General features: G+C 65.3%; 14 protein-coding genes and 1 riboswitch. Of the genes, 4 read left to right on the top strand and 10 right to left on the bottom strand.

What is annotated here, in order from left to right; translation table 11 throughout:
- Window positions 1–5: 5 nt before the first annotated feature.
- A complete protein-coding gene (locus tag GIW57_RS16705) occupies window positions 6–593 on the bottom strand; it encodes a biliverdin-producing heme oxygenase (protein WP_100460270.1) in 588 nt (195 codons plus the stop codon).
- 107 nt (window positions 594–700) lie between these two features.
- Between GIW57_RS16705 and GIW57_RS16700 the strand changes: the two genes are divergently transcribed.
- Entirely contained in the window at window positions 701–958 is a 258-nt protein-coding gene (locus GIW57_RS16700; protein WP_236512001.1) for a DUF2789 domain-containing protein, read from the top strand.
- Window positions 959–1,102: 144 nt separating this feature from the next.
- On the opposite strand, the gene GIW57_RS16695 is transcribed toward GIW57_RS16700, so the two are convergent.
- From GIW57_RS16695 to GIW57_RS16680, 4 genes are all read right to left on the bottom strand, one after another.
- Entirely contained in the window at window positions 1,103–4,021 is a 2,919-nt protein-coding gene (locus GIW57_RS16695; protein ID WP_236511999.1) for a TonB-dependent receptor, read from the bottom strand.
- A 211-nt stretch (window positions 4,022–4,232) separates the two neighbouring features.
- Entirely contained in the window at window positions 4,233–5,165 is a 933-nt protein-coding gene (locus GIW57_RS16690) for a FecR domain-containing protein (RefSeq protein ID WP_236511998.1), read from the bottom strand.
- A 104-nt stretch (window positions 5,166–5,269) separates the two neighbouring features.
- Entirely contained in the window at window positions 5,270–5,770 is a 501-nt protein-coding gene (locus GIW57_RS16685; protein WP_100460273.1) for an RNA polymerase sigma factor, read from the bottom strand.
- 72 nt (window positions 5,771–5,842) lie between these two features.
- Window positions 5,843–6,316 (bottom strand): hypothetical protein, encoded by a 474-nt coding sequence (locus GIW57_RS16680; RefSeq protein ID WP_236511996.1) that lies wholly within the window; start codon window positions 6,314–6,316, stop codon window positions 5,843–5,845.
- A gap of 186 nt (window positions 6,317–6,502) precedes the next feature.
- Between GIW57_RS16680 and ppa the strand changes: the two genes are divergently transcribed.
- Both ppa and GIW57_RS16670 read left to right on the top strand, forming a co-directional pair.
- Window positions 6,503–7,039 carry an inorganic diphosphatase gene (gene ppa / locus GIW57_RS16675; protein WP_025874161.1) on the top strand — a complete coding sequence of 179 codons (537 nt, stop codon included), beginning with the start codon at window positions 6,503–6,505 and terminating at the stop codon, window positions 7,037–7,039.
- A gap of 151 nt (window positions 7,040–7,190) precedes the next feature.
- Complete coding sequence (locus GIW57_RS16670) at window positions 7,191–8,312, top strand: HDOD domain-containing protein (protein WP_089236713.1); 1,122 nt, start codon at window positions 7,191–7,193, stop codon at window positions 8,310–8,312.
- Window positions 8,313–8,616: 304 nt separating this feature from the next.
- Here the strand turns inward: GIW57_RS16670 and GIW57_RS16665 are convergent, their stop codons facing one another.
- From GIW57_RS16665 to thiC, 5 genes are all read right to left on the bottom strand, one after another.
- Window positions 8,617–11,481 (bottom strand): TonB-dependent receptor, encoded by a 2,865-nt coding sequence (locus GIW57_RS16665; protein WP_202908208.1) that lies wholly within the window; start codon window positions 11,479–11,481, stop codon window positions 8,617–8,619.
- Between the two features lie 49 nt (window positions 11,482–11,530).
- Complete coding sequence (locus GIW57_RS16660; RefSeq protein WP_108266180.1) at window positions 11,531–12,430, bottom strand: helix-turn-helix transcriptional regulator; 900 nt, start codon at window positions 12,428–12,430, stop codon at window positions 11,531–11,533.
- 115 nt (window positions 12,431–12,545) lie between these two features.
- Window positions 12,546–14,870: a winged helix-turn-helix domain-containing protein gene (locus GIW57_RS16655; protein ID WP_236511995.1), complete on the bottom strand. Its 2,325-nt coding sequence runs from the start codon at window positions 14,868–14,870 to the stop codon at window positions 12,546–12,548.
- A 259-nt stretch (window positions 14,871–15,129) separates the two neighbouring features.
- Window positions 15,130–15,801 carry an ion channel gene (locus GIW57_RS16650; protein WP_236511993.1) on the bottom strand — a complete coding sequence of 224 codons (672 nt, stop codon included), beginning with the start codon at window positions 15,799–15,801 and terminating at the stop codon, window positions 15,130–15,132.
- Between the two features lie 101 nt (window positions 15,802–15,902).
- The gene (thiC, locus tag GIW57_RS16645; protein ID WP_236511990.1) at window positions 15,903–17,747 is read right to left on the bottom strand and encodes a phosphomethylpyrimidine synthase ThiC; all 1,845 of its coding nucleotides are present in this window, start codon (window positions 17,745–17,747) and stop codon (window positions 15,903–15,905) included.
- A gap of 93 nt (window positions 17,748–17,840) precedes the next feature.
- Window positions 17,841–17,942: riboswitch (TPP riboswitch) on the bottom strand.
- A gap of 248 nt (window positions 17,943–18,190) precedes the next feature.
- Between thiC and GIW57_RS16640 the strand changes: the two genes are divergently transcribed.
- Window positions 18,191–19,768 (top strand): BCCT family transporter, encoded by a 1,578-nt coding sequence (locus tag GIW57_RS16640; RefSeq protein ID WP_100460278.1) that lies wholly within the window; start codon window positions 18,191–18,193, stop codon window positions 19,766–19,768.
- Window positions 19,769–20,004: the final 236 nt, after the last annotated feature.

Genomic DNA, 20,004 nt, shown 5'->3' with positions numbered 1-20,004 from the left:
CGACATCAGGAAAACTCCACTTCGACATGGCCGTGCACGCTGCGGAACGCGGCATCGGCGGCATCGATCACTTCCTGCTCCTGCGCCGGCGACAGCACCACTGCATCCAGTGCAGCAGTGAACTCGCGCCAGTGCCGCGCGGCCCCATCAGGATGTGCCGCCAGGTGACGCGCGCCGAAATCACGATCCAGGCCGAGCGCAGCCGCCATCTTGTAGAGCACGGTGCCGCCCAGGTTGGAACCTTCGGCGACATACAACCAGCCCAACGCGGTCGGCAGCGGCAGGTCATTCCCGAGTGCGGCGATGTCCTCGCCCGGCAGCACCTGTTCCAGGTCCTGCAGGTCGCTGCGCACCTGCTGCAGGCGACGGCGTTCAGCCAGGTCCGGCAGCAATGCGTCCAGCGCCGGGCTGGCATACAACGCGTCGATGCTGCGGTGGAAGCGGTACTGCACGCGCAGGAAGCGAGCGAAATTGTTGCGGTCGGCAAAGATGTCGCCGGCCATGATGCGCTTGTCGAGGGCACCATGGCTGTCGCGGGTGGCGGCCTTAAGCCGCACGCTGCGGCTGTCTTCGAGGGATGTCTGAACGGTCATCGGGAGTGCCAGGGAAAGCGTCCCCCTGTAGACGATCCCAGCGAGGGTTCCCCCAACCCTGCTTGCGTCGATAATGCAGGTTCCTTTCCATTGCCAGGGCCCCACCGATGATCACCACCGAACCGCGCATGACCAACCTGTTCCTGCAGCTGGGTCTGGATGCCAGTGCCGAGGGCATTGCCCGGTTCATCGCCGACCACCAGCTGGCCGCCGGCGTGGAAGTGGCCGATGCCCCGTACTGGAACGAGGCCCAGCGCCAGTTCCTGGCTGAATCGCTGCAGGCCGATGCGGCGTGGACCACCGTGGTCGACGAACTGAACGAGGCGCTGCACGAAGCGGCGGTGAAGGCGACGCCCGGGCTGTAATTGCCCGATGGTAGCGCCGGCATGAACCGGCGCTACCGTTAGGTGATCCGCCGGGCATGGCCCGGCGCTACCGTCGTGATGCGGGCGAACCGCCGGGCGTGGCCCGGCGCTACCAGTAGATCCACGCCATGCGTGGATCGTTGCTCAATACCGCCAGGTAAAGGCCAATCGCGCGGTCCGGCCCGGAGCCGGCATCACACCCAGCGCCAGCGGATCCAGGTAGTAGCGGTCGGTCACGTTGTCCACGTTCGCTTCCACCGACAGCTGGTCGTTGAAACTCCAGCTCGCAAACAGATCCACCAGCGTGGTCGGCCGGTACAGCTGCTGGATCGCTGACAGGCCTACGTTCCAGTCCTTGTCCAGCTTGCTGATCGGGCCAGCGTTGTGGACCACGCGGGTGCCGAAGGTCAGCCGCTCGTCGAACAGGCGCGAGCCCAGGGTCAGGTTGACCATGTAGCGCGGCGGGTTCTGGGTGTTGCTGTAGGAACCTTCGAAGCCACCATCCACGCAGTCCGGCGTGCCGATCAGCTCCTCGATCCCGCGCTGGACGCCGTACGCGCGGCGTTCGGCAGCGATGTCCGGCGCGCAGGTCTTGGCCTTGAAGTAATAGTGCGCCGACAGATCGACAAACACCTTGCCGCTGTCATAGCTGGACTGGAACTCCATGCCCGACACCTTGAAGCGGTCGACGTTGCGGATCAGGCCGGCCGACAACGTGCGGTAGTCGCGGGTGATCAGGTCATCGATGCGGGTATCGAAGTACGCCAGCTTCAGCGCCAGGCGGTCACCGGCAGTGAACAGGTCGTGCTGGATCGTACTGGCGCCCAGTTCCCAGCTGCGCGCGCGCTCGGGCTTCAGTTCGTCCACCGGCTTGGCTGCCGTGAACAGGCCGAGCGTGGTCTCGAACAGGCTCGGCAGCTTGGTGCCTTCGGCGTACTTCAGGTAGACCATGCTGTCTTCGCTGAAACGGAAGGCCACGCTGGCTGTCGGCGAGAACGCGCTGTCACGACGGCGGATCGGCTGCGACCAGGTCCAGCTCACCGGCACCTTCAGGTCCTCTGCAGCGTCGGCGTCATAGAAGTTCCAGCCACCGATGTCGCCGACGGTGCCCTTCTTGTACGGCGAGGCCAGCAGCGACTCCTGGGTGAAGTTGCCGTTCGCGTCCGGATACCAGTTCAACAGCGCGATGCGCTTGGCCCGCCACGACGGCAGCGCGGGATTGCCGTTGAGCAGTTCGGTGTAGCGGTACTGACCTTGGACTTCGTATCCGTCCGGCGTGGCCAGGCGGTTGCGGTCATGCACGTCCACGCGGTTCCAGCGCCCGCCCAGCTGCATCTCCCAGTGTTCGTCCGGCGCCCACTTCAGCGACGCCACCGCGCTGTATTCCTTGCGCTCGGCATTGCGCAGGAAGCGGTTGTTGACCAGATCGTCCTGCATGATCGGGCCGGAGCTGCCCGGGGCGATGTCTTCATCGCTGTAGGACAGGCCGTAATCGAGGGTGAAGCGGCCGGCACTGCTGTCGAACACCGAGGTATTGCTGGCGTCCAGACCGAAGCGCTTCTGCCGCAACGGGTTGCGGTAGGCATCCTTGTAGCCGGGGTTGCCGCTGAAGCTGGGCGCGTCGTACCACTCGGTACGGCGGTCGAAGTACCACGGGGTGATGCCGGTCAGGCTGTTGTACATCACGCTGTCGGCATCGGTGTACCACGCGTTGACGCGCAGGTCGATCAGCTCGCTGTCCGGGTTGAACCGGTAGCGCAGGCTGTAGCTGTCCATATCGACGTGGCCCGGGTCCCACTGCGGGACGCGGTCACGTTCGACGCGGATGATCTGCGAGGCCATGATCTCGCCAGCGGTGCCTTCATAGCGACGATAGCCGGCTTCCAGTGTCTGCGCATCGTCGATGCGCCAGGTGCCCTTGAGCAGGGTCGATTTCGAACGCGAGGACGTGTTCAACACTTCGGTACGCGGCGGGTTCAGCGGGGCCAGGGTGCGACGGGTCTGCGGGAAGTCGTCGTAGCCCTTGCTGCCGGAAAAGTAATTGCCGTTGTCGCGGTATGCATAGGCGGCCACCAGGTCGAAGCGATCCCAGTGCCCGGCAGCGGCCACATTGAAGAACTGGCTGCCGGTGGCGCTGCGATCGCTGCGCGGCACGGCCTCGTAGCCGGGCAGGTTGTTGGCGCTGCCGTTGGCCAGTCCCCCGCGCACGCGTACGCCGACATCGCGCCCCTCGCGCAGCACGTCATCGACATTCAGGGTTTCCATTTCGACCACGCCACCGATACCGCCGGAGGCATTGGCCTGCAGGCTCGGGCCCTTGGTGATGGTCAGCCGCGAGATCAGGTCGGGGTCGAGGTAGGTGCGCTGCGACTGGCCGGCATAGCCACGGTAAGTGTCCATGCTGGACTGGCCACCGTCGATGATGACCGGCACCCGGCCCTGGCCCTGGATGCCGCGGATGTTGACGTCGAAGCCATTGCCCACACGTGGATCGCCAGCGGTAACACCGGCCACGCCCTTGACGATGTCGCCGTTGGAGGTGCCGCGGAACCGCTCCAGTGCGACGCGGCCGATGCTGGTGGTCGAACCCACGCTGCGGTAGCTGTCGAGCAGGCGTGCTTCATCGCTGGTGGCACCACTACCAACAATGTCGCCGGCCACGCTCAGCGTGTCGGTGACGATGACACCGCTGCCGGCCTGCACCGGCGGTGCCGCTTCCAGGGTGACCGCATCGGCGCTGACCCTGCGCATTGCCACGCCCGTGCCCTGCAGCAGGTGCTGCAGCGCCTCGCTGGCCGACAGGCTGCCACTGACCGCGCGCGAGGTTGCGCCCTGCGCCAGCGATGCGGGATACACCACCTGCACGCCGGACTGGCGCATGTAGCTGCGCAATGCTTCGTCCAGGGGTTGCGCCGGGATGTCGAAGCGCTGCACGGCAGCGTGGTCGCCGCTGGCGCTCTGCGCCAGTACGGAGGGTGCGGCACTGGCAAGACCGGCAGCCAGCAATGCGATGCACAGTCGGGACGGGCGCAGCATGCGGCGCGGGCGGTGGGAGTCGAACATGGGGAACCTGTCAGGTAATCGGTGCCGCGAACGCGGCGTCATCCACGGCGGACGTGGACACGGCGACGTACGTGGCGGCGGCGGGTACGTTCGCGGGGTAAGACGGATGGGCGCGCGGCAACCCCAAGAGGGATTTGCGGTCGCAGTGGGTGCCGACCGTTGGTCGGCACACTGGGATGATTCGCGATGATCATCCACGCATGGCGTGGATCTACTGAACGATGGCGACGCCGAATGGAAGACGGGTGACCTGCAGCCCTGCAGTTGCGGCCAGCGCGTCCAGCGCCTGCTCCGGGCGATCGATGCGCAGCGCCGCGCTCACCGCCGGCAGCCGCGACAGATCGCCACGCACGAAGGTCGGGCCAGCGCGATAGCGCCCCACCCATCGCACAGCATCGGCGACGCTGGCCTGGTCCAGCAGCAGTTCGCCCTGCCGCCATGCGCCCACGCTGTCGGCCGGCACATCCTGCAGACGCATCACCCCGCTGTGTTCGCCATAGGCCGCACGCTGGCCCACCTGCAGGTATGTCCAGCCGCCGTCGGCCGGGCTGGCCACGCGCACCCTGCCCTGCCCGACCTGTGTCTCCACCCGGTCATCCCCGCGCGCGACGGTGAACGCGGTCGAGATGTCCTCGATCACGCCATTGCCCGCTTGCACGCTGAAGCGCCGCTGCGCATCCGGACTGACCTGGAACCAGGCACGCCCGCGCAGCAGCTCGATCTGGCGTGCGTCCGCATCGAAGCGCACGGCGATTGCACTGTCCGCATCCAGCACGGCACGGCTGCCATCAGGCAGCTGCACGCTCTGCACGACATGTGTGCTGCGGTGATCGGCCTGCAGGCGCAACCAGGCTTCCGGCCATGCAACCAGCATCACCAGCGCGGCCGTGGCCGCCATTGCCCAGCGCAGGCGATTCACCCTGCGCCGCTCGACGGGCGCAGCCTGCGGGCGTGGGCCCACACTGCGCCACAGCGCGCGCTCGTGCTCGAAGGCCTGGCGGTATCCTGGCTGTTGCAGCCAGCGCTCGAACTCGTGCATGCGCGCATCGCAGATATCACCGGATGCCAGCCACGCGATCCAGCCCTGGGCCTGTTCGGCCAGGGCATCGTCATTGGCGGCGGGCAGCATGTTCGGCGGGCTCATCGGCTGGCAGACAGGCGCATTCAAGCGCGGGCGGGGGAACTAGACCGCATCCACGGTCCAGTAATCAAGACGTTTCAGCGAAGCTCATCCCCAAGTCCGGTCGATCATCGACCGTTGCGCGCCCAGGCCAGGCGTTGCAGCGCGGTACGCACATGGTTCTCCACCGTGGTCACCGACACACCAAGACGCCGGGCGATCTCGGCCTGGGTCAGGCCCTGCAGGCGATTGAGCCGGAAGATGGTGCGCGTCGGCTCGGGCAGGTGGCCGGCAGCATCGAGCACGCGCTGCAACTCATCCTGCGCCATCACCTGCTCCTCGGTCGAAATCACCTCGTCCGGCCCCCACAGGTAGTGGTCGGCCAGCAGGCGGTTGCGCCGGGTCGATTCGCGCCCGTGGTCCGTGGCCAGATTGGTGGCCAGCCGGAACAGGTAGGCACGCGGGTTGTCGATGGCCTGGCTGTCGTCAACCCCGCGGGCCTTGAACCACACCGCCTGGATCACATCCTCGGCACCATTGTCGCCGCCGAGGATGCGCTGCACCCGGCGCAGCAGCGCAGGCCGCTCGCGGATCAGCAGTTCGGTGAGGCAGGCGGCATTGGAGGACATGCGCGGAACCGGGACGACAGACGGAAGGCGCCGCGGATGCTACTCCGTTAATGCGAATCAGTCACGTTCTCATCAATGGATGCAGTCGGTCAGGGCGTCGTAGATGCTCTGCGAGGTGCCGGGCAGCGGGTCATGCAGCGGGTCGCGGGCGGCGAGTGCGGTGTGGAAGGCCTCCACCGGAGTGCTCGGCTGCAGTGGCAGGCGGCACAGCCAGGTCGGCTGCCGGGCCACCACTGTGCCGTCGTTTCGGGAGACTTCCAGATCGCTGGCGGCAAACGCCCACAGGCACTCGTGGACGGTGCCGCGTACCGCATCCACCGAACAGCGCAGGCGCAGGGCATGGATATCGCTGTACTCGCCCTCGCAGAAGGTGTCGCCACAGATCGCGTCGAAGCCATGCTGCAGGCGCCCCTCCAGGGCAAAGAAGCGGTCCCAGTTGGCTTCCTGATGCGGGTAGTCGATCAGATCGACGTAGGGGAAGGCCTGGGCCGAAGGCGCGGCCAGCAACGCACAGAAAAGGCCAAATGGCAGGGCGAACAGGTTCATGCGGCAACTCCTCGGGAAGGTGCGTCCAGCCTGCCGGCCTGGCCGGGGCGAACCCATCGGGGAACCCCGCTCTGGCCCCTCCTCCGGGGGCGAGTGCGCAGGTCGGCGCCCCCCTACCCTGCACAGTGGCCGGCAAAGGCATAAAATGGAGAGCTATCCGTCTACATCCCCCACCTGGAGCACACCATGGGTCTGGAACTCGTCTCGCCCGGCAAGAACCCGCCGGAAGAAATCAACGTCATCATCGAGATCCCGAAGGATTCCGAGCCGGTGAAGTACGAAGTGGACAAGGAAACCGGCGCGATCTTCGTCGACCGCATCCTTTCCACCCCGATGCGCTACCCCTGCAACTACGGCTACGTGCCGAGCACCCTGTGCGGCGACGGCGATCCGGCCGACGTGCTGGTGGTGCTGCCGCTGCCGCTGGTCCCGGGTTCGGTGGTGCGTTGCCGTCCGGTCGGCGTGCTGAAGATGAGCGATGAGGCAGGCAGCGACGAGAAGATCCTGGCCGTGCCGGTCACCAAGGTGTTCGGCGGCTACGCGCACGTGGAAGACATCGAGCAGGTGTCCAGCCACTGGCTGGAGCGCATCGGCCACTTCTTCGAGCACTACAAGGACCTGGAGAAGGGCAAGTGGGTCAAGCTGGACGGTTGGGGCGGCGCGGCTGAGGCCAAGCAGATCCTGATCGAGGCGCACCAGCGCCACCTCGACAGCAAGGCCTGAGACTGAACAGCATTGCTCCGGCGCACGGCGTCGGAGCGATGCGGGTCACGTTTCATGACGGCGGCACATCACCTTTGCCGCCGTATTAGGTAAATTGCGTCACTTCACACGTCGTCGACATCGACCGTCGAGACAGCCAGGGGAATGTGTCGTGCGTATTCTGCTTGTTGGGGATACAGCCAGCCTGCCGGCTGAGCTGACCGAATTCATTGCCGATCTTGGGGAAGACTGGCAGCCGTTGACCGCCACCGATGGCCATACCGCGATGACCGCGGTCGCCACCCAGGGCGTGGACGCGGTGATCGTCTGCCCGCAGCTGCCCGATCTCAACGCGACCACGTTGCTGGGGCAGATCCGCACCTTGCGCCCGGAGACCATCCGCATCGCACTGGTCGATGCACAGCATGGCAACCGGCCGCCGCCGGCGCGCCTGATCGGTGTCGCCCATCGCTTCCTGCCATTGCCGTTGGCACCGGAAGTACTGCTGGAAGCACTGACCAGCCTGGAAGAGCTGCGCGAAGTGCTGGACAGCCCGCGCCTGCGCGATGCCATCGGCCGCATCGAGAAGCTGCCCTCGCCGCCGCACCTGTACCTGAGCCTGACCCAGGCGCTGGAACATGACGACGACGCCGACAGCGCCGATGTTGCCAAGCTGGTCGCAGCCGACCCGGCGATCGCGGCCAAGGTGCTTCAGCTTTCCAATTCGGCGTTCTTCAGCCAGGGTCGCACCATCGCCGACCTGCGCACGGCCGTGACCCGGCTGGGCTTGGCGACGCTGCGCGACCTGGTGCTGGCCAGCGAGGTGTTCTCCGCACCGACCTTGTCTGGCGCCGAACGCAACTCGCTGCAGCAGCGTGCCTTGATGGCCTCGCGATTGGCCGCACGTCTGCTGCCCGACTCCAGCGCCGAACTGGGTGCCACCGCCGCACTGCTGGCCGACATCGGCCTGCTGTTGCCGGGCGTGCGCAACGAACGCAGCGAACCCGAGCTGGCGGGCGACGACCGCCCCGGCCATGCCGAAGCCGGCGCCTATCTGCTGGGCCTGTGGGGCCTGCCGATGCCGATCATCGAGGCGGTGGCGTTCCATCTGCAGCCGCAGCGCGCGAACACCCGCAGCTTCTGGGTGACCGGTGCGGTGCACGTGGCGCTGGCACTGGTCAACGGCGATCCGGTGGATGAAGAGTATCTGCAGCGCGCCGGTGTACTGAACAAGCTGCCGCAGTGGCGCGAGCACGCCAACAGCCTGATGGGGCTGGTGCCGAGCGACGCCTGAGGCGTAGCGGCGGACGAGTGTAAAGCGGATGGAGGGCAGGCCGGGTGGCCTGCCCTTTTTCGTTGTGCCGGAAGATTCATCCACGCATGGCGTGGATCTACTGGAAGCGACCGGAGGTTCAGCGGCGCGGGGCGTGGATCACCCTCTGGTGACCGGAGGTTCGTCCGCGCGTGGTGTGGATCAGCCGTTGGTGAGCGGAAGTTCGTCCGCGCGTGGTGTGGATACCCGCGTTGCCTGATCGTGCAAACAAGAAGGGCGGACCTTGCGGCCCGCCCTCCTCTTGCTGCTGTCACGCTTCGATGGATCAGAAGCGCTGGGTGTACTTCATGTAGTAGAAGCGACCGATGTCGAAGCCACCGTAGTACGAGAAGCTCGAGTTCGGCTGGCTGTACATGATCGGGCCCTCGTGGTTGAACACGTTGTTGGCACCCGCCGAGATGGTGGCGTTCCACGGAGTGTTGTAACGCACCTGCAGGTCGTGGAAGGTGTTCGAACCGGTGTTGCGGACCGGAATGGCCAGGGTGTAGGCCGAGGAGAAGTCCGGGTTGTTGCACTCGGCGCCGCCGGTGCGGTCGTAGGAGCACTCTTCCTTCAGGCCCGAGTAGTAGCGCATGCCCCAGTTGACACCGAAGTTGCCCAGGCTCCAATCGATGTTCAGGTTCGAACGCACGCGGAAGTTGCCACCCCAGTCGCCCGTGCCCCAGCCGGTGTGCTGCTCGACGGCAGTCTGCTCTTCGTTGTCGCGCTTGTACTCGAGGTAATCGACATAGGTGGTCTTCCAGTCGATGACGATGTTGCCGAAGGAGAATTCCGGCAGGCGGTACTTGATGCCCAGATCGTAACCTGCGGTTTCCTGGTAGCCACCGTTGATCAGCGTACGGGTGACGTCGGTCACCTGCGAGCCATTCTCCGGGTCGCGGGTGACACGGTCACACGCATTGGCGTTGCCCAGGATGTAGCACTGGTTGAGGATCGAGGTCACCGATTCGGCCGCGATCACGTTGTCGATGCGGATCTTCCACCAGTCCAGACTGATGTCCAGGCCCTGCACGAAGTTCGGGCTGTAGACCAGGCCGACCGTCCAGGTCTTGGAGGTTTCCGGCAGCAGCTCGGCATTGGAGCCGGACAGGTAGGCGTAGTTGGACTGCGACCCCGGACCGGTGGCATCGATGCCGCCCGACGCTTCCTGGCGGAAGTTGGCCGGCACGGCGCCGGCGCAGCGTGCGGCAACCTGCGGGTTGCGTACGGCAGCACCGAACAGGGTGTCACACGGATCGGTGTACTTGTCGAAGGTCTGCGAGGTGCCGCCGTACAGGTCGGCCACCGTCGGCGCACGGAAGCCCGTGGCGTAGGTGCCGCGCACCAGCAGGTCGTCGATCGGCTTCCACTTCAGGCCGAACTTGCTGTTGAAGGTGTTGCCGAAGGTGTTGTAGTCCGAGTAACGGCCAGCCATGTCGACCGACAGCTCCTTGGCGAACGGCAGGTCGGCCAGGATCGGCACGTTCAGCTCGAGGAAGAACTCGTTGAGCTTGTAGCCACCGGCGGTGGACGCACCGGCCAGGTCGGTGCTCAGGCCCGACTGCAGCAGCGCATCCGGGTTGTACTCGGCCTCCTCTTCGCGGTGCTCATAGCCTGCGGCGAACGACAGGTCACCGGCCGGCAGGGTGAACAGCGCGCCGGACAGGTTGGCGCTGTAGACCTTGGAGGTGGTCAGCGAGGTGTCGTGGGTCGGCAGGAAGAGGTACTTCTGCAGATCCGGGTTGGACAGCGAGCCAGCGCCTTCGACGCCGTAGCCCAGCAGCGGGTTCCACGGGGTGCAACCGGCGATGACCGCGCCCGGAGCACCGCAGTAGGCAACTCCGTTTTCGACGAACGACGGGCCGACAGCATTCTTCACGTTCGGGATGAACAGGTTGCCGGTGCCGGTCTTGGTGCCCTTGTTACGGTTGTAGACGTAACCCACATCCCAGTCGAAGTACTTGTCGCCGAACTCGAACGAACCTTCCAGGCCTGCCGAGAAGCGGAAGGTGTTCAGCTCGGACTTGGTCTGGCGCGGCATTTCCCAGGTACGACGCATGAAGTCGACATCCTGGTCCAGCGGGTTGAACGCACTGTCCTTGGACAGCTTGGTGCCGTAGGCGCTGGAACGGTACGGGTAACCGGCGATCTGCTGCAGTGCTTCGCGTTCGGTGTACAGAACGTTGGCGGTACCGCGGATGTTGTCGGTGAAGTCGTACTGGCCGTTGGCAAACACCGAGCGACGCTTGATCCCGGTCGACAGATACATCTGCTGCGACGGGTTGGACAGGTCAGCGTTGGTCAGCTCGTGGTAGTTGGCGAAATCGGTCGGATCGGCACCCGGGTTCACGACGTAGTTGTTGCCGCCGGTGACCAGCACGCCCTTCTCGGTGATCGCCGACCAGCCATTGGCATCGTCTTCGGTCGGGAACGCATGACGCGGGCCGTTGGCGTAGGCGCTGAAGCTGCGGTCCTTGGCCAGCACCGGCTTCTCGTCACTGTACTCTGCACCCAGGGTCAACGAGCCACGGTCATTGGTCATGCCGTAGACGAAGTTGTAGGTTTCCTTGTCGCCGTCGCCCTGGCCGTACTGGCCGCGGTAGACGCTGGCTTCCAGGCCATCGAAGTTCTTGCGGGTGATGATGTTGACCACGCCGGCAATGGCATCGGAGCCGTAGATGGCCGATGCGCCGTCGGTCAGCACTTCCACGCGCTCGACGATCGAGGTCGGGATCGACGCCAGATCGGTGTAGCCACCGGAGCTGACGCCCATGCGCTTGCCGTCCAGCAGCACCAGGGTGCGCTGCGGGCCGAGGTTGCGCAGGTCAACGTACTGGCCGCCGACTTCTTCGCCCGAAGACAGGGCATCGGCGCGGCTGATCGCCGGCGAACCGGTGGCCGACAGGTTCTGCACGATGTCGGCAACGCTGGTGAAGCCCTGCTTTTCAATGTCGGCGCGCTGCAGCGCGATCACCGGCTGTGCGGTTTCCATGCTCGCCTGGCGGATGCGCGAACCGGTGACCGAAATGCGGTCCAGGTCGGTCGTGCCGCCGGCAGCTGCGTCCTGCGCCGAAGCGAAGGACGGTGCCAAGGCAAGCGCAATGCCGGCCGGCAACAAGCCGAGCCGCACTGCAGGAATACGAACGTTCATCAATCTCTCCAAGGTACGTGTTAGTAGCGTGTTAAAACGCCGTAGCACGTTACGATTGCGTTGCAGCGCTGTATTTGCGCGACACAACCGGAGACTTTGCGGAGTGTGGCGGAAGCTGTCCGTCGTTCTCGCGGAAGCGCGAAGCGGACTGGCCGTAGCGGGCACGGAAGGCACGCGCGAAGCTGCAGCAGTTGTCGAAACCGCTGGCGGCAGCGACTTCGCCGACCATCATGTCGGTATCGCGCAGCAGATCGGCCGCGCGCTCAAGGCGCAACCGTGCCGAAAGCGACTGCGGGCTCTCCTCGTACAGGCTCTGGAACGTCTTGGAGAGATACCAGCTGGAGAAGTTGGTCAGCTCGGCCAGTTCGCCGATGCGCACCACACGGTGGCTGTTGCCTTCCAGATACAGACGCGCGCGCTGCATGCGACCGAACACCTGGCGCTTGCGACTGCGCGAGCGGCCGGGGCAACGCTGTACGTTGTCGGCCAGGCTGCGCTGCAGACCGGCCAGATGCAGCAGCAACGGACGCAGTGCCTGCGCCGGCTGTCCGCTGGCGAGGGCGTCACGCCACAGGCGCAGTGCCACGCGGGCATCGGCACGGTTCATCAGGCCGCGGCCGGCATACAGCCCGCAATCGGCCATCTCGGTCAGCACGCGCAGCGCTTCGACGTTCAGGTTCATGCCCACGCACAGGCCGTTGCGTCCGGCCTGGACCAGCGGCCTGGACTCCTTCTCGAACGCGATCCACTCGCCCTGGCGAAGCCGGAACCGCCCTTCCTTCGCTTCCACCCACGAGGTACCGCGCACCTGCATCCAGACGCTGAAGCTGGTGCCGGCGGTCTGCAGGCTGCCGAGGCGGGCAACGCCCATGCAGGTCGGCGCGACATCGTCGATCGCCTTGTCCAGGGATACGGTTTGGCCACGATCGGCCAGCGAGAGTTGACGCATGAGGGCACCACGGATTTGCCAAGTACAGGCCTCCGTTTTGCCAAATCAGGCGACAGCGCGTCAGGAAAGACTGCCGAGATCGCCACGAATTCGCGGCGAGATCGTCACGAAGAAGTTACGAAGGCCCTTTTTCGTTCAATATCAGCAGCTTGGAGAATGCAGGGAACAGCGCGGGCGGTTGTTCGGGCAGTCGCATCACGCCGATGTCGGCACCATCGCTGATGGCCAGGGCCAGGTACAGGCTGTTTCCGTCGGCACTGGCGCTGAGTCCATTGCCCGCGCTCAGGCGCTGCGCGTCCAGGCAGCGCTCCGCTTCTTCGCGCCCGGACTGGATACGGACCAGGGTCGTGCCGCAGCTGGCACTGCTGCCGAGGTAGTCGATGCTGCCATTGCCGGCCACGGTCCAGGTCCGGTAGCGCCAACGGCTGGGCCGGTCCTCGCTGATCTGCTGCACGGTGGCAGGGGTCAATGCCGCGTCCACCGACCACAGCCCGCCGGCTGCCAGCCGGGTGAACAGCACCCGCCCGGTACTGCGGTCGAAACGCGCCTGCGACACGCCTTCCAAACTAGCCAACCGCCGCCACGGCTGCGCACTGCGGTCGAACAGGCTCAACCGGGTGTGCTGGTCGGCATCGCGTTCAACCACCAGCAGCTGCTCCGCGTCGGCGCCGTACAACGCCTGCAACGGCTGCTCGGCGGGCACCGGAAGGCGATGCAGCTGTTCGTCGCGCGGGGCGATCTCGTAGACAACCGCTTCGCCATGCTCATCACGGCCCACCACCAGCAGATGCCGGCTGTCGTCCGACCAATCGGGCGCCTGCCGTGCTTCCGGCTTCAGCCCTTCGATCGGCCGCAACGACTCTGGCCGCTGCATGTCGGCCCACCACAGCGCAAAGCTGCCGGAACGATCAGAACTGAACACCAGTTGCCGTCCATCCGGCGCCACCATCGGTTGCCCATCACGGCCGCTGGAGGCGAACAGACGCTCACCTTCACCGCCCAGCGCGGGCATCCTGAACACGCCGAACTGCGCGCGCCGATGCACGAACGCCAGCATGTCGCCGCGGCGTGAGACCGTCGGCCACTGCGCATCGTCGAGCCCCGCGTCGCGCAGCGTGCGGCGCTCGACGTCGAGGTAGTACAGGCGTGCTTCGCTGTCCACATGGCGACCGAACACGATATGGCGACCGTCGCCCAGCCATGCCCAACCGCGCAGCTCGGCCGATTCGGTCGTCAACTGTTCGGGCGTACCGCCGCTGGCAGGCATCCGCCACAGGTCGCCCAGCTGAGGGTTGCGGACAAACACCAGCCATTTGCCATCCGGGGAATAGCGCGGGGCGTAGTCGAAATCATCCTCGTCGACCGCGTAGTCCAGTGCCCGCCATTGGCCGGTGGCCAGATCGAGCACGCGGATGCCGCGATGGGCATAACGACCGACCATGCTGCCGAAGACCAGGCCACGGCCATCGGGCGTCCAGTCGAAACTAAGCAGCTCGGTGCCGTCGCAGCGCGTGGCCTGGCGCACGGCACCGCCGGTGGCGCTGGCGATCAATACCTGGCAGCTGTCATCGGCACCAAAGCGGGCGAAGGCGATTTCGCGGCCATCCGGCGACCAGTTCGGGAAGCGGTCGCTGGCACCTGCCGGCGGCGAAAGCAGCTGGCGTGCGGGTGCATTGCCGGAGGTCTGCACCTTGATGGCGTTGCCGCCGTTCCCGTCGTCGTTGGCGCCTTCGTAGGCGACCTGCGATCCGTCAGGCGAAAGTGTGGGATAGGTCTCAAAACCGGCCGTGGCGGTAATCAAACGATACGGCCGCTCAGGGCTTCCGATCACCCGCGTGCCGTTCTCCACTGCCGCGTCCACCGGAGAATTCACCGGTGCCGGACGGCGCAGCAGCAGTACGCTCAACACCACCAGTGCAAGCAGCATCACCACGCCCAGCGCCAGCAGCAGGCGACGGCGGAGACGGCGCCAGCGACGACTGCCGCGTTCAACCGCCGGCGCACCGACGAGGGCCACAGCATTCGGCGCAAGCGGCTGCGGTGCAGACGATTCCTCTGCAGCAACGATCACATCGGTCTCGTGGTCGGCCAGCGGCTGCACCGGTGCCAGCAGGCGGTAGCCGGTCTTGGCGATGGTCTCGATGTACGCCTGGCCGTTGTCGTCGTCGACGCTGAACGCCTTGCGCAGCTGGGTAACCGCCTGGGTCAGCACATCGTTGGTCGGCAGCGTGTCCGGCCACACTTCGGCGAACAGCTCGTCACGGGTCACCACTCGTCCAGGCTGCCGCATCAACATGCGCAGCACGCCCAGCGACTTGGGCGTCAAACGCCGCGTACGGCGCGCACCCGCAACTTCAACCTCACGCGAGGACAAAGTAACGATGCACTCGCCGACGCGTACGCGGTCGGATTCAGGCGACTGGATTTCGCTGTTGATCATTCGTTGCTATGGGGTTGAAACAGGCCGCGAACACTGTTCACCATCGATCCCTTCCCATCCTTGGCACAGCAAGAAGCCAGATTCCGCACAAAGCATCGGCGCATACCGCAAAAAAAACGAAGCCTCCGGATATTAGCCTATGCGGGTTACCTCGCCTATCGCGTGGTCGACATCAGGCTCTCTCTCGCCGACGCATTCACATAATAAGCATCATCATTCGCGCCCTTCCGGGCGCGATATTTTTATCTGGCGTTCATTTTCAGAAGCGTTTCAGCATGGTCAGGCCGACCAGCCGCGAAACCACCAGCGCGACATACATGACGCCGGAAAACTGCTCCAGCATGACCAGCGCGCGGGCCTGCGGATGCAGTGGTACGACATCACTCAGCCCGACTCCGGACAATAAGCTGAAGCTCAGATAAAGCAGCTCCATCCACGTGCGCTGCGCCCCACCAGTGGCGCCCTGGAAACTGCCCGGATACCACTGCTGACATACGGCAAAGGTAAAGGCGAATGCCCATGCCAACAACGTGAACGTGGCACCGGCGGCGAACAACTCGTCACGGGTGACCTTATGGTCCTGCAGCATGTAAGCGATCAGCGCACCAGCCGTATAGAAATACAGCAGGCTTTCCAGCAGTTGTGCGGTGGTGCCCAGTGCCGGCCGGTCGAGCAGGGCTGCGGAAAGGGAAAACACCACCGCCGGAATGGCCAGCACCAGCGCCAGCCAGGTTCCCAGCGGGCTGCGCTGCACCACCCACAGGGCCAGGCCGAGCACGGCCATGCCGAACACCCCTACGGCCGCGCGCCCGGCAGCGGTTTCGTCCAACGCCGGGTACAGCAGTACCGACAGCAGCTGTGCCCCGAGCAGCCAGGCAGAGGGATGACGGCGGGCGATGGCCAGCCAGCGGGTGGTCACGGCAATGGGCATGGTTCCTTGTCCCGGGGGAACGATGGACCGAGGATAGCGGCATGTCCATGAGATGGGTGATGGGATGACGCCGGGCATGACCCGGCGCTGCCCCTCTGCGATCAGCCCTGCTGGTAGACCTCGGCGCCGGCTGCACGGAACTGTTCGGACTTCTCCTGCATGCCCTTCTCGGCGTACTCGCGCACGTCCTGGGTGATCTTCATCGAGCAGAAATGCGGGCCGCACATCGAACAGAAATGGGCCAGCTTGTGCGCGTCCTTGGGCAGGGTCTCGTCGTGGAATTCCTTGGCCTTCTCCGGGTCCAGGCCGAGGTGGAACTGGTCGTCCCAGCGGAACTCGAAGCGTGCCTTGCTCAGCGCGTTGTCACGCACCTGCGCACCCGGATGACCCTTGGCCAGATCCGCAGCATGGGCGGCAATACGATAGGCCATGATGCCGTCGCGCACGTCCTGGCGGTTGGGCAGGCCCAGATGCTCCTTCGGCGTGACGTAGCAGAGCATGGCGGTACCGAACCAGCCGATCATTGCCGCGCCGATCGCACTGGTGATGTGGTCATAGCCCGGTGCGATGTCGGTGGTCAGCGGGCCGAGCGTGTAGAACGGTGCCTCGCCGCACTCGCGCAGCTGCTTGTCCATGTTCTCCTTGATCAACTGCATCGGCACGTGGCCGGGGCCTTCGATCATGGTCTGCACGTCGTGCTTCCAGGCAATCTTCGTCAACTCGCCCAGCGTTTCCAGCTCGCCGAACTGTGCCGCATCGTTGGCATCGGCAATGCAGCCCGGACGCAGGCCATCACCCAGCGAGAAGGTCACGTCATAGGCCTTCATGATTTCGCAGATGTCTTCGAAATGCGTGTAGAGGAAGTTTTCCTTGTGGTGGGCCAGGCACCACTTGGCCATGATCGAACCGCCGCGACTGACAATGCCGGTAACCCGCTTGGCAGTGAGTGGCACATAGCGCAGCAGCACACCGGCATGGATGGTGAAGTAGTCCACGCCCTGCTCGGCCTGTTCGATCAGGGTGTCGCGGAAGATCTCCCAGGTCAGGGCTTCGGCGCGACCGTCGACCTTCTCCAGCGCCTGGTAGATCGGCACCGTACCGATCGCCACCGGCGAATTGCGGATGATCCATTCGCGCGTTTCGTGGATGTGCTTGCCGGTGGACAGGTCCATCACCGTGTCGCCACCCCAGCGGATCGCCCACACCAGCTTTTCCACTTCCTCGGCAATACCCGAGGACACCGCGCTGTTGCCGATGTTGGCGTTGATCTTGGTGAGGAAGTTGCGGCCGATGATCATCGGCTCGCTTTCCGGGTGATTGATGTTGTTGGGCAGCACCGCACGGCCGCGTGCGATTTCCTCGCGCACGAATTCCGGGGTGATGAACTGCTGGATCGACGCGCCGAATGCTTCGCCCGGATGCTGCTGCAGCAGTGCGGCATCACGGATCGCCTCCAGCCGCTGGTTCTCGCGGATGGCGACGAATTCCATTTCCGGGGTGATGATGCCGCGGCGCGCGTAGTGCATCTGGGTGACGTTGGCACCGGCCTGCGCGCGGCGTGGCAGGCTGCGCGCGGGGAAACGCACCGGGTCCAGCCTGGAATCGTGCTCGCGCGCGCGGCCGAACGAGGAGCTGAGGCCGTCAAGCTGTTCGGTGTCGTTGCGCTCCTCCACCCAGCCGCGACGCAGTGCCGGCAGACCGGCAGACAGGTCGATGCGCACGTCCGGATCGGTGTACGGGCCGGAGGTGTCGTAGACGGTGACCGGTGCGTTCTCTTCGCCACCGAACACAGTGGGCGTGCGAGTCAGCGCGATCTCGCGCATCGGCACCTGCAGGTCCGGCCGCGAGCCGGGCACGTGGATCTTGCGCGAGCCGGGTATGGGCCGGGTCACGGACTCGGAGAGTTGCTGGGCCTGTTGCTGCAGGGCAGAGAGCTGTGCGTTCATCGGGCATCGTCCAGGAAGGTCAGGGACGAAGCGGCGGCGCACTGCACCCGTGCCCGGACGGCACCAAGGTGGTCCTTGGGCGGGATCGGGGTACGGCTGCATTGCAAAGCTTCCCTACGCCGGTATGAGCCGGATCAGGTTCCAAGGGACTATCTCAACCGTGGCCACAAGGCCGCGGTACCCCCGCTTCTTGGTGCGCATTAGAGCATAGAAACCACTCGGTCCCCCTCGCCGTTCATCCACGCATGGCGTGGATCTACTGCACCCGCGTTAACAGAACCGTGACGTCGCATTCAGTAACGTGCACGCGCACCGCACCGTTGCAGGCGGTGCTTTCCCTGCCGCCATCGCGGCTCCTGTCCGGTGTGCGCACGCTGTCGCCGGCCCACTCCCCGCAAGCTTTTGCTCGCTCCCCTCAATCCCTTGATCGGAGAAGCTCCTTCATGGTGTTTCGCATTTCCATCGCACTGGTGCTTGCCCTGGTGCTGCTGGCCGGCCTCGCGCCTGGCCCCTTCAATACCGTCGTGCAGGCGGCGCTGGCCGATGTCATCCGCAGCGTCGGTTGGCTGTACCTGCTGGTGGTATTCCTGGCACTGGTATTCCTGATGTACCTGGCCTTCGGCCGCTTCGGCAACCTGCGCATCGGTGGCGAAGACGCCGAGCCCGAGTTCTCGCGCGCCAGCTGGATGTCGATGCTGTTCGCTGCCGGCATGGGCATCGGTCTGGTGTTCTGGGGAGCGGCCGAGCCGATTTCGCACTTCACCAAGCCACCGGAAGGCATTGAACCGCAGAGCATGGACGCGGCGCGTGCCGCCATGCGCTATGTGTTCTTCCACTGGGGTCTGCATCCGTGGGCCATCTATGCGCTGATCGGGCTGGCGATGGCCTGGTTCCAGTTCAACCGCAACGGCGGTGGTCAGATCAGCGACATGCTGCAGCCGATCATCGGCCGCCACCATCGCGGTTGGATCGGGAAGGTGGTCAACATCTCCGCCGTGGTCGCCACGGCGGTCGGCGTGGCCACGGCACTGGGTTTCGGCACGGTGCAGATCGCCGCCGGCGTAGAACGGGTGTTCGGGCTGCACGCAGGCATACCGCTGCAGCTGACCATCATCGCAGTGGCGTTCGTGCTGTACATGGCCTCGTCGCTGAGCGGCGTCGGGCGTGGCATGAAGTGGCTTTCCAACGTCAATCTGGTCCTGGCGGCACTGCTGCTGGCACTGGTGCTGGTGCTCGGCCCGACCGGCGCCATCTTCAATACCTTCACCACCACGCTGGGTTCCTACCTCAACCAGTTGGTGACCATGAGCCTGCGCATGTCGCCGTTCTCGTCCAGCACCTGGGTCGCGGACTGGACGATCTTCTACTGGGCATGGTGGATTTCGTGGGCACCGTTCGTCGGTTCCTTCATCGCGCGCATCTCGCGCGGCCGCAGTGTCCGCGAGTTCGTGGTGGGCGTGGTGCTTGCGCCCACCCTGCTGGGCTTCTTCTGGTTCTCGGTCTTCGGTGGCACCGCGATCTGGTCGCAGATCTTCGGCCAAGCCGATCTGGTGCAGGCACTGGGCAATGGCTATGAGACGGTGCTGTTCACCCTGTTCGACAGCCTGCCACTGCCCTTGCTGCTGTCGAGTCTCGCCTTGGTGCTGTTGATGATCTTCTTCGTGACATCGGCCGATTCGGCGGTACTGGTCCTGGCCACGATGTCCACCGACGATGCGGGCGAGCCATCGCGCAGGCACAAGATTGCGTGGGGTGTGGGCATCGCACTGATCGCGGGCGCGTTGCTGCTGGCCGGTGGTCTGGAGGCGCTGCAGGGAATGATCACGATCGCAGCGTTGCCGTTCGCGCTGTTGATGGTGCTGGTGATGGTGTCGCTGTACCGGGTGCTGGACCAGGAGTACACGCGGGAGCGGCGGCAGACACAGCGCCAGCGCCGCATGATCGATGCGTGGATCGCGCGTGAGATGGCGGCGCAGGAAGAGACCCAGGCGGAGGCGGCGCGGGCCCAGGATTCGGATTGAGGGTGTTTTGCAGCCTGCGGCTGCACCGCTTTTTTCAAGCAACGGCAAGTGCAACTTCAAAAGCCAAAGCGGCTCTGGGTTACTGCTGGCTGGGCGAGGCGGTGTGGGTGGGCAGGACACGCCGTAAACCCATCCCTGGGGGCTCGATGGCGCCTTGCTCGTATGCGCTGTCCTGCGCACACGGCAAGACCGGGGTTGGGCGTCCTGCCCAACCCGCCCGAGGCATGCCTCGGGCC

It is taken from the genome of Stenotrophomonas sp. PA-6-5C (assembly GCF_021605635.1).
In the GTDB taxonomy this organism is placed as follows: Bacteria; Pseudomonadota; Gammaproteobacteria; order Xanthomonadales; family Xanthomonadaceae; genus Stenotrophomonas; species Stenotrophomonas lactitubi.
The sequence above is the reverse complement of the archived record's forward strand: the minus strand, read 5'-3'. Positions and strand labels throughout refer to the sequence as shown.

Excerpts from the sequence above, each read along its gene's own strand:
- GIW57_RS16705 (WP_100460270.1), bottom strand. The coding sequence starts at position 593 with ATGACCGTTCAGACATCCCTCGAAGACAGCCGCAGCGTGCGGCTTAAG.
- GIW57_RS16700 (WP_236512001.1), top strand. The coding sequence starts at position 701 with ATGATCACCACCGAACCGCGCATGACCAACCTGTTCCTGCAGCTGGGT.
- GIW57_RS16695 (WP_236511999.1), bottom strand. The coding sequence starts at position 4,021 with ATGTTCGACTCCCACCGCCCGCGCCGCATGCTGCGCCCGTCCCGACTG.
- GIW57_RS16690 (WP_236511998.1), bottom strand. The coding sequence starts at position 5,165 with ATGAGCCCGCCGAACATGCTGCCCGCCGCCAATGACGATGCCCTGGCC.
- GIW57_RS16685 (WP_100460273.1), bottom strand. The coding sequence starts at position 5,770 with ATGTCCTCCAATGCCGCCTGCCTCACCGAACTGCTGATCCGCGAGCGG.
- GIW57_RS16680 (WP_236511996.1), bottom strand. The coding sequence starts at position 6,316 with ATGAACCTGTTCGCCCTGCCATTTGGCCTTTTCTGTGCGTTGCTGGCC.
- ppa (WP_025874161.1), top strand. The coding sequence starts at position 6,503 with ATGGGTCTGGAACTCGTCTCGCCCGGCAAGAACCCGCCGGAAGAAATC.
- GIW57_RS16665 (WP_202908208.1), bottom strand. The coding sequence starts at position 11,481 with ATGAACGTTCGTATTCCTGCAGTGCGGCTCGGCTTGTTGCCGGCCGGC.
- GIW57_RS16660 (WP_108266180.1), bottom strand. The coding sequence starts at position 12,430 with ATGCGTCAACTCTCGCTGGCCGATCGTGGCCAAACCGTATCCCTGGAC.
- GIW57_RS16655 (WP_236511995.1), bottom strand. The coding sequence starts at position 14,870 with ATGATCAACAGCGAAATCCAGTCGCCTGAATCCGACCGCGTACGCGTC.
- GIW57_RS16650 (WP_236511993.1), bottom strand. The coding sequence starts at position 15,801 with ATGCCCATTGCCGTGACCACCCGCTGGCTGGCCATCGCCCGCCGTCAT.
- thiC (WP_236511990.1), bottom strand. The coding sequence starts at position 17,747 with ATGAACGCACAGCTCTCTGCCCTGCAGCAACAGGCCCAGCAACTCTCC.
- GIW57_RS16640 (WP_100460278.1), top strand. The coding sequence starts at position 18,191 with ATGGTGTTTCGCATTTCCATCGCACTGGTGCTTGCCCTGGTGCTGCTG.